13 protein-coding genes are annotated in these 15,494 nt (G+C 43.5%); 5 read left to right on the top strand and 8 right to left on the bottom strand.

Annotation, left to right across the window (positions count from 1 at the left end; genetic code table 11):
• Positions 1-202 precede the first annotated feature (202 nt).
• From K0I62_RS18170 to K0I62_RS18185, 4 genes are all read right to left on the bottom strand, one after another.
• Positions 203-2,167, bottom strand: coding sequence for an LTA synthase family protein (locus K0I62_RS18170; protein ID WP_434086819.1), 1,965 nt, complete (start codon positions 2,165-2,167; stop codon positions 203-205).
• Positions 2,155-2,529 (bottom strand): diacylglycerol kinase, encoded by a 375-nt coding sequence (locus K0I62_RS18175; protein ID WP_220069421.1) that lies wholly within the window; start codon positions 2,527-2,529, stop codon positions 2,155-2,157. The genes K0I62_RS18170 and K0I62_RS18175 overlap by 13 nt, the downstream gene beginning before the upstream one ends.
• A gap of 23 nt (positions 2,530-2,552) precedes the next feature.
• Positions 2,553-4,190 carry a phosphoethanolamine transferase gene (locus K0I62_RS18180; protein ID WP_350354795.1) on the bottom strand — a complete coding sequence of 546 codons (1,638 nt, stop codon included), beginning with the start codon at positions 4,188-4,190 and terminating at the stop codon, positions 2,553-2,555.
• Positions 4,191-4,525: 335 nt separating this feature from the next.
• Positions 4,526-5,278 (bottom strand): class I SAM-dependent methyltransferase, encoded by a 753-nt coding sequence (locus K0I62_RS18185; RefSeq protein ID WP_220071453.1) that lies wholly within the window; start codon positions 5,276-5,278, stop codon positions 4,526-4,528.
• 233 nt (positions 5,279-5,511) lie between these two features.
• Between K0I62_RS18185 and K0I62_RS18190 the strand changes: the two genes are divergently transcribed.
• From K0I62_RS18190 to K0I62_RS18205, 4 genes are all read left to right on the top strand, one after another.
• Complete coding sequence (locus tag K0I62_RS18190; protein WP_350354802.1) at positions 5,512-5,793, top strand: DUF2946 domain-containing protein; 282 nt, start codon at positions 5,512-5,514, stop codon at positions 5,791-5,793.
• Positions 5,794-5,871: 78 nt separating this feature from the next.
• Positions 5,872-8,016, top strand: a complete 2,145-nt coding sequence (locus K0I62_RS18195) for a TonB-dependent siderophore receptor (RefSeq protein WP_220069423.1) — start codon at positions 5,872-5,874, stop codon at positions 8,014-8,016.
• Positions 8,006-9,211: an acetyltransferase domain-containing protein gene (locus K0I62_RS18200; protein WP_220069424.1), complete on the top strand. Its 1,206-nt coding sequence runs from the start codon at positions 8,006-8,008 to the stop codon at positions 9,209-9,211. The genes K0I62_RS18195 and K0I62_RS18200 overlap by 11 nt, the downstream gene beginning before the upstream one ends.
• Positions 9,212-9,394: 183 nt before the next feature.
• Positions 9,395-10,234: a 23S rRNA (adenine(2030)-N(6))-methyltransferase RlmJ gene (locus K0I62_RS18205; RefSeq protein ID WP_220069425.1), complete on the top strand. Its 840-nt coding sequence runs from the start codon at positions 9,395-9,397 to the stop codon at positions 10,232-10,234.
• 4 nt (positions 10,235-10,238) lie between these two features.
• On the opposite strand, the gene K0I62_RS18210 is transcribed toward K0I62_RS18205, so the two are convergent.
• From K0I62_RS18210 to K0I62_RS18225, 4 genes are read right to left on the bottom strand one after another with little or no spacing between them, the layout of a single operon-like run.
• Positions 10,239-10,601 (bottom strand): nuclear transport factor 2 family protein, encoded by a 363-nt coding sequence (locus K0I62_RS18210; RefSeq protein WP_220069426.1) that lies wholly within the window; start codon positions 10,599-10,601, stop codon positions 10,239-10,241.
• Positions 10,602-10,607: 6 nt separating this feature from the next.
• The gene (locus K0I62_RS18215) at positions 10,608-11,345 is read right to left on the bottom strand and encodes a lytic transglycosylase domain-containing protein (protein WP_220069427.1); all 738 of its coding nucleotides are present in this window, start codon (positions 11,343-11,345) and stop codon (positions 10,608-10,610) included.
• Entirely contained in the window at positions 11,345-12,355 is a 1,011-nt protein-coding gene (locus K0I62_RS18220; protein WP_220069428.1) for a DUF3137 domain-containing protein, read from the bottom strand. Before K0I62_RS18220 ends, K0I62_RS18215 begins: the two co-directional genes overlap by 1 nt.
• 23 nt (positions 12,356-12,378) lie before the next feature.
• Positions 12,379-12,945: a LemA family protein gene (locus K0I62_RS18225; RefSeq protein ID WP_220069429.1), complete on the bottom strand. Its 567-nt coding sequence runs from the start codon at positions 12,943-12,945 to the stop codon at positions 12,379-12,381.
• Positions 12,946-13,837: 892 nt separating this feature from the next.
• On the opposite strand from K0I62_RS18225, the gene K0I62_RS18230 reads away from it, so the two are divergent.
• Entirely contained in the window at positions 13,838-15,454 is a 1,617-nt protein-coding gene (locus K0I62_RS18230; protein WP_258405044.1) for an AbgT family transporter, read from the top strand.
• Positions 15,455-15,494 lie beyond the last annotated feature (40 nt).

The following is a 15,494-nucleotide window of genomic DNA, read 5'->3' on the forward strand; positions in this document are numbered from 1 at the left end:
AACTCGTTCTTTGTCTTATGCATATCGGATGGTTATATGCTTAGCTCTCAGTGATCTTGATAGGCCTAAAATACTCACGCAGCTCATCATTACACGTGTAGATATTATGTATAGATAGGAATAGTCTTTTTAAACAATTTGACCCGAAGCTTTTGTTCGGATCATAAATGAATCACTATTTCAAAGGCCTTTATATTCACTATTATTTATCAACATAGGAATACCATCCCTTTCGATAAGCCATACTACCAAAATTAGCATGGGCATGCGCTTCCTTGGTCAGTGCTTGATCAAGCTGAGTCGCTATAAGTTTCTTACCATCGACCAAGAAAGTTTTTGGTGTTTTATCTGGTTGAAAAATTACCGCCTTGCCATTTTTAATATACGCAAAGTTCTTATCATATTGCAGCATTGCTCTCAATTGAGAATCATCTAATGGCTTAGTGAAGTCGTTACCCAGCATTGGGTGCTCACCAGAAGCTCCTATCAGTGACAGGAGTGTTGGGGCAAGATCAATCTGGCTTGCTAGCCGAGCATCCTCTCTATGCTCCACACCATTGCCAAAAATAACAGCAGGGATATGGAAGTGACCAACGGGGACTAAACTCGCACCAGATACACGGGAATCATGATCAGCAACGACCACGAATATCGTATCTTTCCAGTATTCCGATTGTTTTGCCTTTTCAACAAATTGTCCCAAAGCATAATCAGAATATTTAGCGGCATTATTACGAGTTTGTTTTTGACTGTCGTACTGTGAAATTTTGCCATCGGGATAATCGTACGGAGCATGATTTGACGACGTAAATACAAGACTAAAGAATGGCTTACCTTGTTTATGTAGCTCGGCGAACTCTTTATCCGCTTGATCATACAAATCTTCGTCAGATGCGCCCCAAGAACCGTTAAAATCAATTTTGTCGAAATCACTACCTTGAACAATATCTTGAAAACCATTACCTAAAAAGAATGTCTTCATATTATCGAAATGCGCTTCACCACCGTAAATGAACTGTGTGTGATATCCCTGCTCACCAAGAAAACTGGCTAAAGTAAAAAAGTTTTGTTGAGATTTACCCAGCTTAACAACAGCGCGTGCTGGGGTTGGGGTAAAGCCAGTCACAACAGCTTCAATCCCTCTGACAGAACGCGTACCTGTCGCGTATAAGCGGGTAAAGTTCCATCCCTCATCCATGATTTTGTCTAGGTTAGGAGTCAGTGGCAATCCTCCCAATTTTCCTACGTATCTCGCTCCCAAGCTCTCTTGCAACAAAATAACTAAATTCTTCTTACGATTGGGAAAACTAGCGGTATGCATCGTTTTCGTTGGAACAAGAGGATCAGAGAAATCAGCATGTGGATTTTGTAAAGTGCTACGAACTTGCTCAAGCAGCTCATCTTGGTCCAGAGCGCCATAAAATTCAGCGCTCGACATTTCATTTTTTGTTTGTTTCCACGCAAAGGCGACTGAATAAGCAGAATTTAGGCTGAGATCATTTAACAAGTGATCCGTTGAAAATGCCACTAATGAGGAGTTTATCGGGCGATGCTCTAACGTACCACGAGCGCCTAGAATAAGAAGGCAAGCAACAGCAAGTTGCATCCCTACTTGCTGTAAGAGCGACCCTTTGGTCTCTGTAGGCCAAACAATATCGAACACTTTACTCAACAATCGGGCTGCGATGAATAATCCTGCTACGGTGACTAAAATTTCGATTTTGTAACCCGAAATCAGCATCGAAAAGACTTCTTTTGGGTAGACTAGATAATCGATAAACAGTCGGTTTGGACGCAAGTCATATTCAAGAATGAACGTGGGAGTAATCAGTTCAAAGAACAAAAACAACATGCTGCCTCCCACTAAGTAAACTTTTAGAGGTAGGCGAAGGTGGTGAGTCACTTTTAGCAGCGTTGCCAGCATTATCAACAACAATGCTGGTACCAGCAAATAACACACTGCCGAAATATCAATGCGAAAACCACCGAAAAAAATTTGGCCAGAGTCAACAGAGGCAAACGCACGCTCACTCTGCCATAACGAAAGCATCAATCGCGAAGCACTCAACAATATTAAATCAATCAAAGCAAAGCACAGCACTGGCAGTAATGTGCCCATTCTTAGTCTTGAATCGTCATTGCTCTGCGTTGAAATTAGCGCAACCATAGAACCGTTCCCCAAATAGCCAGAGAACAAATCATGCTCAATAGTACTAAAGCGGAGCCGATATTCTTAGCTACGCCTGATAACATGTGATACTCCAACCCTACTCGGTCAACCACAGCCTCAATTGCGGTATTCACCATTTCGGCAAACAGCACTGACACCATGCCTAACATAACTAATAAGGTATGCATAGCCGATAAATCCAGCCAAAATGCAAACGCTGATAACGGTACAAAAAGCATTAGTTCTTGTTGGAAGGCCGCTTCGTTTTTACAAAGCCATTTGAAGCCGTTAAAGCTATGGACAAAGGTATAAATAATACGATGAATACCTTCACGTTTAATGATGATTTCTTGTTGCATGTTTACGGTACTCTATCAAATGGTTATGAATCTAAGCGGCAACTGTATGTGATATCCAGTTCTGAATCTTGAACTTCTGTCTGAACGCCATACACCCCAAGCAAGCTATGAAATAAGTTATCGTGTGATAATGTGTCTTTCTGTGCTTTTTCTTTAAGACATTGAGTACTTAGCTCTTTTTGCTGAGCATACTCTTCTGGCATCCACATTAACCAAGGCACTTGTGTTTGCTCCTTCGGTGCTATCGCATAAGGTGTACCGTGCAAGTACAGCCCACCTTCACCCAGTGATTCACCATGATCAGAGATATAAGTCATCATGACGTTATAGTCGTTCGACACGCTTTTCAGTTCATCAATCACTTGGGATAAGACATAGTCGGTATACACCAGTGTATTGTCGTAAGCATTAACGATTTGCTTGTCGTTACAGTTTTCAATGTCACTACGGTTACATGCAGGTTGGAACGGTGCTTGAGCATCTGGATAGCGTTGCCAATAGGTAGGCCCATGACTACCTATCGTATGCAGAACCAACAACTTGTTATGAGAACCATCATCGATAAACTGTTTGGCATCTTTAAGCATGGCAACATCAAAACAAGTTGAACCGTTACAATCGTCATTTTTTAGCGATGGATCGATGGCAATGTAAGTTAGATTTTTAGCAACACCTTTATCGCCACCATCATTATCAATCCACATAACATCAACTCCTGCGTGTTGAAGTACGTTGAGTACATTATCCTGAGCAGCCGCGCGGGGTTTACTATAAGAATTGCGAGTCATATTGGAGAACATACACGGAACGGACAAAGCTGTGTAAGAGCCACACGAAGACACATTCTGAAAGACAATTAAGTTCATATTTTTTGTGTACGGATCGGTATCTCGGTCATATCCGTTGTAAGTAAAATTCATAGCACGTGCTGCTTCACCTAAAACGACGACCATCAAGGTTGGTTTGCCATTTTCAACTTCAGCCACTTTCGCGTCCGTTCCCAGCGTTTGGTAAGCCAACTTCGTTTCGAAATAAGTTTTCTTCAGATATTTAGCACCATTGAAAATATGTGCAGGGTTAACCATCTTGCTCAAATAGCTATTATTGCGACCTACGGACACATAATCCTTATAGCAAGTCTCTGTGACAAGACCGATACCTACTACCGCAACGAATACAATACCTACACGAGCGATAAGAGCATGCTTCCAAATCCGATACGGCTTGATGCGCACAGCGGCGATAAAAATGCACGGTAAAATACCAAAAACAAACAGATAGAAGACAGACCTAAAGTTAAGGTAGAACAAAATTTCTGAAGAATTAGACTCAAACACGCTTTCCATCATTGTTGAATCAAACATGGTTTGGAAATTTACCGCTGCGTACAAAGCACCAGCAGAGGTCAGAACCACAAAGCATATAAATGGCTTAAACACATAAGGCCAAGCAAAAGCCGAAAATATAATGGCAAACGCACAAATAAGTAATATCGGGGCAGTATAAGGGAAGATAGAATTGGAAACGTCCGAACTCAAATTAAAAATAGTCTTCAGTACGGGATAATTCATCACAGTTCCGAAGTATACAGCACATAAAAGAATGAGCGTTGTCATATGCATCTGAATACGATATGTAAGCAATTTCTTTATTGACATCATCTATGATAAGCCTGGTAATATTTCTTATAGATATAGGAACTTACTGATTTCAGAACTAGTGAATAAAAATGGAATAGACTTTTACAGTTCTAAGATGGGGTTAGTATTGCAATTGATGTGTAAAAAAATTGTCGACAACGGTATTTCTGGTGCACTAGCCTGCATCGCGTCACTGGTATTTTTTGCTATTGCGACTACAGTCCACATATGGGTTATTACCAACCCAACATGCTTATATAAAAGAAAATGGCTTTTGTATTATAATTACAAAAGCCATTTTTATGTCATCATATGGGTTCAGCGACAGGCTGGACTGACCCCTAATGCCTTAAACACTAACCACTTTTCATCGCTGCTTTCACATAGACATCGAAGCGGTTTTTCTTAGTAGCGATAACCGTACTGGGTTTGACGCCGTCTAAGTCTTCGGCGTAATCGGGACGTTTGACTACCACGCGTTTGCTGGCTAACGCCATGGCTGGCGCAAGCAACCCATCGGCGTCTAGGTCGGCGCCAACTAATGACTGAAACACCCGCATCTCTTTTTTCACTAAGGCTGACTTTTCACGATGGGGATACATGGGATCTAAATACACCACATCGACCTGATGGCCGACATCTGCCAATGCAGTTAAGCTTGAGCCATGAACTAAATGCATCCGCTCTTGCATCCATGAGCCAATGTCGACATCTTGATAAGCGCGGCGCAAACCATCTTCAAGTAAGGCTGCAACCACAGGGTTACGCTCAACCATAGTGACACTGCAACCAAGGCTTGCCAGCACAAAGGCGTCGCGACCTAAACCCGCAGTACCATCGACCACACTTGGGCAAACTCCCTGCTTTAAACCAACGGCTTTGGCAATTGATTGACCTCGGCCACCACCAAACTTGCGTCGATGAGCGACAGCCCCAGAAACAAAATCCACCACGATACCTTTTAACTTAGGTTCATCGCGCTTATTGAGTACCAGACAATCATGCTCAAATACCAATTCAAACAAGGAGTCCTTATCAAACACTAGACCCCAGCGCTCACAAATGGCTTCGAGTGAAGGATATTGGTTATTAAAAAAAATCCCAGTGATAGGGCTTGGGTTTAGTTGTTCGGTCACGTTAGCTCTATGTTTGAAAAATTAGCCTGTTCATTATGCCAGACGCTTTGAAAGTAATGAAATCAAAGCGTCATCTATACGACTTATAATCAACGGCAGAAGGCGACGGGCTCTTCTGCGAGATTCATATAAATCTAGTTATTTTTGACTATAACTACTATATAATCGTCGGCTTAATTACCTAAGGAAGCAATTTTTTGGCTCATGTGACGCAATCAAGACGAAGTATTACATTATGGCTTATTGCCGTGATGGTGCTGTTGTCTTTAGCCACATCGATCCACAGCGTTGTTCATTTAAAAGAAAAGCCTACCGATCAGTGTGTGCTTTGTATTCATCAGCACCTGCATCAGAACGCGATAACGAGTACCCCTTTTAATTTCCACTTAACTCAGCAACAGTTTGTTCCTGCTGAGTTTACCGCTATTACCTATAACCGACCATTCCGCTTTTTCTTCAATAGTCGGGCCCCACCGATAACAGCATAAGCATTTCATTTTATTTATTAATTATATTCTAGCGCCTTGGCTGGACTAAGACGCTTTTGCTTGTTTTTCGGAGTGGAAATGACTTTCTTTGCTACAACTAAGCGCGCCATACTATTTATGAGCGCCTTACTGACACTTACCCCAAATTTAACGGTTCTTGCTGGGGAATCGACTCAAACCAATAATAATGTGGACGAGTCAATCGAACGCTTAACTATCCACTATCGCCAAGCCTATCGAGGCAATGTTTCCAGCGAACAGCTACCCCAAGCAATCAGTGTGCTAGATCAGCAACTGATCAACGATGCCGGCTTAACCCGATTTCAAGACGTTCTCGATTACTCCGCAAGTGTGGCGCGGCAAAATAATGGTGGCGGATTATGGGACAGTTTTTCGTTACGAGGATTTCCAGGTAATGAAAATATGCCATCGGGGTATTTAATTAACGGTTTTAACGGTGGCCGAGGATTCAGTGGGCACCGCGATCTATCTAATGTGGCCTATGTCGAAATACTAAAGGGGCCAGGTTCGGCACTGTACGGTCGTTCAGAACCTGGTGGAACCGTCAATATCGTCACAAAGAAACCTCAATACCAAACGAGCGGTTATCTCAAAGCCACAGGGGGAAACTTCGATCAATATCGCTTAGAAGGCGATTTTACTTCAGGGTTAACCAATGCTCTGGCATTTCGTATAAACGGTGCTTGGCAAGAATATGATAGCTTTCGAGATCACGTATTTAGCGACAAAAAAATCGTCACCCCCTCAGTAAGGTGGCAATTATCTGACAAAGCCTCCCTTCTCTACGAGGTTGAGTATCTCAAGCAAGAACAGCTATTCGATCGCGGTTTTATTGTACTCGATAACAATATTAATACGCTGCCGCGCTCCCGTTACTTAGGCGAACCCAATGACGGCCCTACTGTGGTCAAGGCTATGGGTCACCAACTAACGTATGACTACCAGCTTAATGACCAATGGTCATTCGTCGCTGGCTATAACTATCGAGACTCATCATTAAAAGGATTTTCTTCCGATGCGGAGTTGGCAAAAGGACGCCAATCGTTATTCGATGATGGCAGAACACTGACCAGACAGCACCGCTATCGAGATTATTCATCTGCAGATAACTCTGTGCGCTTGGAACTAAGTGGCATGGTGGATACAGGGGTTATTAACCATAATTTGCTGCTCGGGGCCGATGCTTATCACTATAAACTCAAAACAGGACTCTATCGCTATCGAGGCAAGAAAGGCGAATATGCCATCGATATATTTGATCCTCAGTATGGTGGCCCTCAGCCAGACGTAAGCTTGCTGTATGAGGACAAGGAAACTCAAAAAGCATGGGGCGCTTACATTCAAGATCAAATGGATTTAACCGAACAATGGAAACTACATTTAGGATTGAGATTTGATCACTATGAGCAAGATATCAGTGAATTAGTCAAAGATACGCTATCTGAGAAAACCGACAGTCGAGTGAGTCCTAAAATTGGCTTAGTGTATCAGTGGTCTAATGACCTCAGTTTCTACGCGTCTTACTCTGAAGGCTTTTTACCGCTATCCGGAACTGACTATGCTGGCATGCCTTTCGACCCAGAAGAGAGTCTATCGACTGAAATCGGAATGAAGTTCAACGGCCATTGGCTGAATCAATTACCGATTAATGGCAGCATTGCAATTTTTGATGCTAAAAAGAGCAATATCTTAACCTCAGACCCAGTTAACGTCGGCTTCTCCGCCACGCTAGGTGAAGCAAAAAGCACAGGGGTTGAACTCGATTTAGCCGCCGACATTAGCGATTATTTACAAGCGCAAGTTTCCTATGCCTATTTAAACACTCGCACGGCAAACGATACCTTAAATGTCGATTGGGGCGTGTTAATTCCCGCAGGAAGCCCCCTAGTTAATGTTCCCGAACAGACAGCGAGCCTAGTACTAAAACAAGATCTAAATGAATTCGATATCGATGGCCATATCGGATTAAGTTGGCGCTATGTTGATTCACGCTTGGGCGACTCTGCGATGCCTAGCTTTGAACTTCCTTTTTATCAATTAGTGGGACTATTTGCCAACACCTACCTTAATGACAACTTAAGCCTTGGCGTTAATATCGACAACCTCCTTGATGAAGTCTATATCGCAAACAGTTATTCAGCCCTATGGGCCGTACCAGGTGAACCACGCAATTTCAAAGTGAGTGTAAAATATGAGTTCTAGTCTTTCGCACAGTGTCCATGGTGCATCGGCTCAGCATCCACAAACACCTCAGCGTACAGCGAGGATCAATAGCATTGATATCATGCGTGGCGCAGTAATGTTGATTATGTTGCTCGATCATGTCCGCGAGCGCTTTTTCTTACATATGCAAGTGAGCGATCCAATGGATCTAAGCACAACATCTTCGGCCCTTTTCCTCAGCCGATTTGCAGCCCACTTTTGTGCGCCCATATTTGTATTTCTGACTGGTGTTTCCGCTTGGCTATATGCCAATCGAAACCATAGTGGTGCCACTGGCAAGCCTCGTTCTGCGAGGGCATTTTTGATTAAGCGTGGGTTATTCCTCATTGCCCTCGAGATCTTAGTGATAAATTTTTCGTGGATGGGTAACTATCATACGCTTTGGCTGCAAGTTATTTGGGTGATTGGATTAAGTATGCTTGCTCTTGCCGCGTTAATTAATCTACCAAGGTTATGGATGGCATTATTAGGTTTAGCGATAGTATTTGGACATAACCTGCTAACCCCGATAGGTTTTAACTATGGCGATTGGGGCTACAGCCTGTGGACCTTACTGCATGACCGAGGCTACCTAGTTGCCGAGGGCTCGCTTAAAGTCAAAGTAAGTTATCCCACCCTACCTTGGATCGGTGTCATTTTACTGGGTTATGTCATGGGGCCACTATTTAGCGGTAAGAATTCAGCTTCACTACGCCAACAAAAATTACTGTTTTTAGGAGTCAGTAGCTTGCTGCTATTTGTGTTTTTACGTGGCCTCAATATCTATGGTGAGACTCTACCATGGCAAGCAGGGACAAATTTAAGTGAAACCTTAATGTCAGTCTTTAACTTAACCAAATATCCACCATCTCTAAGCTTCTTGCTGGTTACCTTAGGTGGTATGTTTTTGTGTTTAATTGCTTTTGAGAAAAATATGGGCCGAGTTGGTCATTGGCTTGCGGTATTTGGTTCAGTGCCAATGTTCTTTTACATATTGCATCTATACGTTCTTTTGCTGTTACAAAACACGGCGAAGTTTATGTTTGGCGCCAATTATGGTGATCTGTTTGGTGTTGATCACATTGCATGGGTTTGGGCAATCACAGTGATTTTAATTCCATTACTTTATTATCCAGTGAAGCAGTTTAGTGCTTATAAACAGCAAAATAATCAAGCTTGGATTAAGTATCTATAAAGCACGCTCTTGAACACCCAGTGATCATTCATTACTGGGTGTTCTCTATCAGGTCGACATAACAACGACTTGCCCGTGATATCTGAGTTTTTACCACCCGTTTAATCGCTAGGTTTTACCTCTTAGCACTTAGTCCCTATAATCGCCCTATAAAGGCAACTCCCCTCGACCATTGGACACTCCATGTTAAGTTATCGCCACGGTTACCACGCCGGAAATTATGCAGATGTGCTTAAGCACACCTTGTTACTGCAAACCCTTAAGCTGATGCATAAGAAAAATAAACCTATGGTGTATATCGACACCCATGCTGGGGCTGGTGGTTATGCCTTGTCGGATGAATTTGCGCAAAAAACCGGAGAATACTTGGAGGGTGTCGCTAAACTGTGGAACAAAGATGACCTGCCACCACCGCTGCAAGATTACATCAACGATGTGAAACATTTTAACAGCCCAGATAAACTAGAGTTATACCCAGGCTCACCTTCGTTTGTCGATATGAACCTGCGCGACAACGATCGCATGGTGCTGCATGAACTGCACAGTGCTGACTTTGCCACTTTAGATGAGCAACTAGGCGCGGATAAAAAAATCAAAGTGATTAAAGGCGATGGCCTACAAGGCCTAATAGCCGCGGTGCCGCCACTGGAGCGCCGCGCCGTGGTATTAATCGATCCCAGCTATGAGATAAAAACCGATTATCAAGAGGTGTCCAAGGCGGTGATTCAAGCCCATAAACGCTTCGCCACTGGCGTGTATATGATCTGGTATCCTGTGGTGAATCGTGCACAAACCGAGTCGATGTTTGAGTTATTAAAGCAAAGTGGTATTCGTCGTCAGTTACGTATCGAACAAGCCATTAAAGCCGACAGTGATGAGTTTGGCATGACAGCCGCCGGCCTATGGGTCATTAACCCACCTTGGCAGCTCGATGAAATAGCACAAACCACACTCGATTATCTTGGCCCACTGCTAAACCAAGGTGGTGGCTCGACTCAGGTAACATGGGAAGTAGGCGAATAGGCCGCTAAAAAAATGCCTCGCAGGGAGTGCCTTGGTGATAGCTCACCTGCCAACGCTCTCCCTCATATTTCCACAAGGACGTTCGCAATGAATAGCGTTTATCCAGCTCGTTGACAGGCTTAAAACTTGCGCGATAGGTCAACTGAGCTAAATCATGGCTCAATAGGCGATAGTTAATATCAAATATGTTAAAGGTTGGCGCTTTCTGTTGTGGTAAGTGCAGTAACACTTCCGCTTTACCAAAGCTAACACCCGCAGTGCCAATCTCAATAAACTCATCATGAACAAGCTGTTGGAGTGCCGAAACGCTGGAACGCACCTCTGGGGTTAATAGTGCAAGCTCTAACTCTATAATGGTTTGCTTCATCCCTGACTACCCCACTTTTTGATAGCGCTTGAGTAAGATCTTAACCCTTTTCACATAGGCTTGAGTTTCAGGATAGGGCGGTATTCCATTATACTGGGTTACCGTTGTTGGACCTGCATTATAAGCAGCGCAAGCGAGCTCAACATCGCCATCGAATCTGACCAACATTTGCGCTAAATAACGCGCACCACCATCAATATTTTCAGCAGGTTGATAAGGATTACTCACCCCCATATCCTTGGCGGTATCTGGCATTAATTGCATCAAGCCCATGGCACCACGGCGAGACAATGCCGTTGCATTGAACGCTGACTCGGCATGGATAACTGCTCGAATAAGTGCAGGATCAAGTTTGTGAATCTTAGCGGCATGTCGAATAATCTCATCATAAGCGACGCTGAACAGTGGCATGTTTTGCCAGTTTAAATCTGAGTCAGGCTTACATGCGTAACAGTCGTAAAGCAGCACTCTAAAATCATCTTTGCTTGGTGCGTGATCGGCAAATACCACCACGCCATTGCTTTGGGTATATTGGTAAACCTTGAGCTTGTCGCCTTGAAATTGCGCCTTAACATGGGCTTCGGTGGGGGCATCGCTATTGGTCAATATTTTACTATTGGAATAGGTCGCCTTGTAATGGGGCTTTGTCGTTTGCGTCTCTTGCGCCCATGCCTGCGTTGTCGCAAACAACAACGACAACATCCAGCAGACTACAGCCAATAAACGATGACGTGCGAGTTTCATTACAATCCAATATCTTGATCGAGTTTCAGTACTTCAATCATAGCAAACAGCTGCTTCATCTCGCGGTTTATTTGACTAAACTCATACTCAAATGTCGCGCCATGAAAAATTGAACCTAGCTCAAAGCGATTATCGCGACTGGCGAGCATGATCAATAGCTTATCTTCATAAAATGCACACTGGATCTTGCCCGAAAACATCGCCGCTAACGCTTGTAAGCGCTCCATAAATCCTACGGTTAATAGGTAACGCGCCTCAATCTGATCGGTAGAAAAAACATCAAACTGTTTCTCAAACCGCGGATCTTCGAGCTTTACTCGAGTAAGCCCCTTAAAAGAGTCGGATAGAAAATTGATCAAGCCACCACGATTTTTTACCACGACGGTATGGCCTTTAAATCCTTTGTGGCTGCTTAACTGCACCATAACGCCACGAAACACAGTTTCTGTTTCGGTACGTTTATCGCGGCGAACCTCTTTGGTGAGTTGTAACTCATTGATGACAATTTCAACCCCTTTATGCGTCCCCTGAACATAGTCATCGAAATGGGCATCATCATAATGGGGTAATAACTTGGAACGTTTAAGTACCGACATACTCATGTGATGAGTCGGGCTAAAGATATAATCGCTGCCAAAATACTTAAAAATTTTTGGAAAGACTTGCTGCTTAACGTCACTTTTATAGCGCTTTATCGGCCGTAAACACCACCATATCAGGGGCAATGCGGGCAATAAAAAAAACAGCCATGGCACATCGATATAATGGCGAGTGCTATACAAGAACACCACAAAAGCCAACCCCAATAGCATCGCGAAACTAGTATAGATCCTCTGTCGCAACGCTTTAAGACTAGCGATACGATGATTTTCAAATTTTCGAGTTAATGGCTCAATATGCTCGGCATAATGAGCCTTAAACTGCTCGAGTTCATTAGATGCTGCCTGCAAACGCTGAGGCTGACGCTTCGCCTTGATTGGCGCGCCAAAAATAAAGCTGATGATGTTCATGAGTCCCCGTCAGATAGCCAATTTTACAGAAAATCGGCAGCATCCACAGGGGCTCTAGATGCTTCATCTGCTTCATAAAATGGCATCACTTTAACATTTGCCATCGACGCAATAATCGAACCAGGAAAGATTTCGACAGCGGTATTTAGGTCTGACACCGCCGCATTGTAGAAACGCCTTGCTGCGGAGATATGCTCCTCAACCTCATTGTAAGTCTGCATCGCATGCAGCATGGTATTGTCAGACTTAAGCTCAGGATAGTTTTCAACATTCACCATCAACTGACCCATTTTGCTATTCAACTGTTCGGCAGCAACCAGATGATCTTTAATCGCTTGGGGATCATTGAGATCATAACCTGCGGTAACCTGAGTCCTAAGCGAGGTGATCTCAGTCAGAAGCGATTTTTCATGCTCCATAAACTTTTTAGCAATTTTAAGAATATTGGGGATCAGATTAGCGCGTTTTTTTAGCTGAACATCAATGCCTGATAATGCCTCTCGACCCACATTACGCTTCTTGATAAGGCTGACATACCAAAGGTAAGCAATCATGACCGCTATACCTAAACCTAATAGTAACCCTTGCATCGTTATTTCCTTCTATAATGCTTTAATTTGTCCAGTGACGCTTTAGCTGCTCACCTTCTCTGATTTTAATAAATATTTCCAGCTATTTATCTTCTTGAGCTAGGGCGATTTACCTTATTGGCTCAGGATTGATAGCGATGACTTCTTAATCACATTTAAGTAACTGCAACGTAAAACCACATTTTAAACCCAACTAAAAAGCAATTTAACCGCCCTACCCATTAAATTTAAAAACAATAGCAAATTAGGCTTTTAAAATAAGAAAAATAAAATATAAAGCAATATATAACAAAGACATAAAAAATAGACAAAAGAAATAAAAAAAGAAAAGCCGAAAATAAACGGCTTAAAACTGAAAGTTAAACAGATAAAATAGGCACCCAGAAGGCCCAGAGCTAGATAACGACCATAAGGATGAGAAATATAGATAAAAGGCCATATGGTCGTCTGTTCAGCTCATATACAGCCTAATTAGCTTATAGTGATGTTATTGAAGTAACAGACACTTGTTAGCCCATACCATTTTGCCTCCTATCTCCCCTAGATAGGAGGTTTTTTTTACTCATTTTCTATTGATAGCACTCAAAACCACGATCTGTCATCGAACTCGCTCCTTGTTCAGTAAACATACAGCATTAATGGCATATTCTTTTAATTAACCAAACAACAGACATTATCAACCCCCGTTTGTCAATTGGTTCAATCATCATCCTTTTTTAGGCCCATTCAGATTTGAATTGGGCTTTTTTTTATCCAAACTCACTCAAAACGCCCCCAAATTAGCAAATTAAGCTTCAGTTAAAGCTCTTACTTCATCATTAACGGCTAACTCGGAAATACCGAGTGCTAACTATAAATAAGGTCCCAAGAGGCCGATATTGAAGGAAGAGTCATGAGCCTTAACCAGCAAGATAACCTTGCGGTGTCAAACAAAAACGCCAACTCACCGCCACCACAGAGTGGTCTATTTGTTCGATTCTTAAATGTCGTCGAACGTCTTGGTAACCTACTCCCCCACCCTATCACTCTGTTTGCTTTATTCTGTTTAGCCGTGATCGTCATCAGTGGTATAGCGGGTTATTTTGAGCTCACCGTAAACGATCCTCGTCCAGTAGGGGCTCCTGGGCGAAGCGCCGACGGATTAATCCATGTGGTGAGCTTAATGAATGGTGAAGGTTTGCGGATGATCGTCTCAAACCTAGTTACTAACTTTACTGGTTTTACACCACTAGGTACTGTGCTGGTTGCGCTCCTTGGGGTCGGCATAGCAGAACGTTCTGGGCTATTGTCAGCAGCAATGCGCTCGTTAGTTATGGGCGCATCGAAGCGCTTGGTCACCTTAACCGTGGTTTTTGCAGGTATTGTCTCCAATACTGCTGCCGAACTGGGTTATGTGGTGCTAATTCCAATGGCCGCACTGATTTTCCACTCTTTAGGACGACATCCTCTCGCTGGACTTGCCGCTGCATTTGCTGGGGTATCGGGCGGCTACAGCGCCAATTTGCTGCTAGGTACGGTCGATCCATTATTGTCAGGGATCACCGAAGCCGCCGCACAGATGATCGATCCAGAATACTTAGTTGGCCCAGAGGTTAACTGGTACTTTATGTTTGCCTCAACCTTTGTGATCACCGCACTTGGGGCATTAGTAACCGAAAAAATTGTCGAGCCTAAACTGGGAAAATACGATCCTAGTGAAGCGAACATTGACCTTAGCGCCCAGAAAATGGATGGCGTAACCGCCATCGAGAAGCGAGGGCTTAAAGCGGCTGGCATCGCAATTTTGGTCTTAGGTGCGATTTTGGCACTGACGGTGGTTCCTGAAAACGGGCCGCTGCGCAACCCAGACACAGGTCTCGTTGCCGGCTCTCCGTTTCTAAAGGGAATTGTTGCCTTTATCTTTATCTGTTTTGCTATTCCTGGTTTGGTTTACGGCAAAGTTGTCGGCACGATGAAGCGTGATAAAGACGTGATCGATGCCATGTCACACAGCATGAGCACCATGGGGATGTATATTGTGTTGGTATTCTTTGCCTCGCAATTTGTCGCCTTTTTTAAATGGACCAATCTTGGAGCGGTACTAGCCGTAACTGGCGCAGACGCTTTAAATGCCATTGGTCTAACTGGGCCACTAGTATTTCTGCTGTTTATTATGATGTGCGGCTTTATCAACCTAATGCTAGGCAGTGCATCGGCACAATGGGCCGTTACCGCGCCTATTTTTGTCCCTATGCTGATGCTAGTCGGTTATGCCCCCGAAACGATTCAGGCGGCCTATCGAATAGGTGATTCGGTAACTAATCTCATCACGCCAATGATGAGCTACTTTGGTCTGATTCTGGCTGTCGCCTCTCAATATAAAAAGAACCTTGGGATCGGCACTTTGGTGGCAACCATGCTGCCCTATTCGATAGTGTTCTTTATCGGTTGGACCTGCTTTTTCTTCTTATGGGTATTCGCCTTAGGTCTGCCCGTTGGACCTGGCGCTGCAACTTATTACACGCCATAACAGGTAATAAAATGGCAACGCCGGATTATCTCCGGCGTTT

It is taken from the genome of Shewanella psychrotolerans (assembly GCF_019457595.1).
Taxonomy (GTDB): domain Bacteria; phylum Pseudomonadota; class Gammaproteobacteria; order Enterobacterales; family Shewanellaceae; genus Shewanella; species Shewanella psychrotolerans.

What these genes read in the sequence shown, in the direction of transcription:
- K0I62_RS18230 (WP_258405044.1), top strand. Translation starts at nt 13,838, where the DNA reads ATGAGCCTTAACCAGCAAGATAACCTTGCGGTGTCAAACAAAAACGCC.
- K0I62_RS18200 (WP_220069424.1), top strand. Translation starts at nt 8,006, where the DNA reads ATGAGTTCTAGTCTTTCGCACAGTGTCCATGGTGCATCGGCTCAGCAT.
- K0I62_RS18205 (WP_220069425.1), top strand. Translation starts at nt 9,395, where the DNA reads ATGTTAAGTTATCGCCACGGTTACCACGCCGGAAATTATGCAGATGTG.
- K0I62_RS18170 (WP_434086819.1), bottom strand. Translation starts at nt 2,167, where the DNA reads ATGGTTGCGCTAATTTCAACGCAGAGCAATGACGATTCAAGACTAAGA.
- K0I62_RS18195 (WP_220069423.1), top strand. Translation starts at nt 5,872, where the DNA reads ATGACTTTCTTTGCTACAACTAAGCGCGCCATACTATTTATGAGCGCC.
- K0I62_RS18220 (WP_220069428.1), bottom strand. Translation starts at nt 12,355, where the DNA reads ATGAACATCATCAGCTTTATTTTTGGCGCGCCAATCAAGGCGAAGCGT.
- K0I62_RS18215 (WP_220069427.1), bottom strand. Translation starts at nt 11,345, where the DNA reads ATGAAACTCGCACGTCATCGTTTATTGGCTGTAGTCTGCTGGATGTTG.
- K0I62_RS18180 (WP_350354795.1), bottom strand. Translation starts at nt 4,190, where the DNA reads ATGATGTCAATAAAGAAATTGCTTACATATCGTATTCAGATGCATATG.
- K0I62_RS18225 (WP_220069429.1), bottom strand. Translation starts at nt 12,945, where the DNA reads ATGCAAGGGTTACTATTAGGTTTAGGTATAGCGGTCATGATTGCTTAC.
- K0I62_RS18175 (WP_220069421.1), bottom strand. Translation starts at nt 2,529, where the DNA reads ATGCAACAAGAAATCATCATTAAACGTGAAGGTATTCATCGTATTATT.
- K0I62_RS18210 (WP_220069426.1), bottom strand. Translation starts at nt 10,601, where the DNA reads ATGAAGCAAACCATTATAGAGTTAGAGCTTGCACTATTAACCCCAGAG.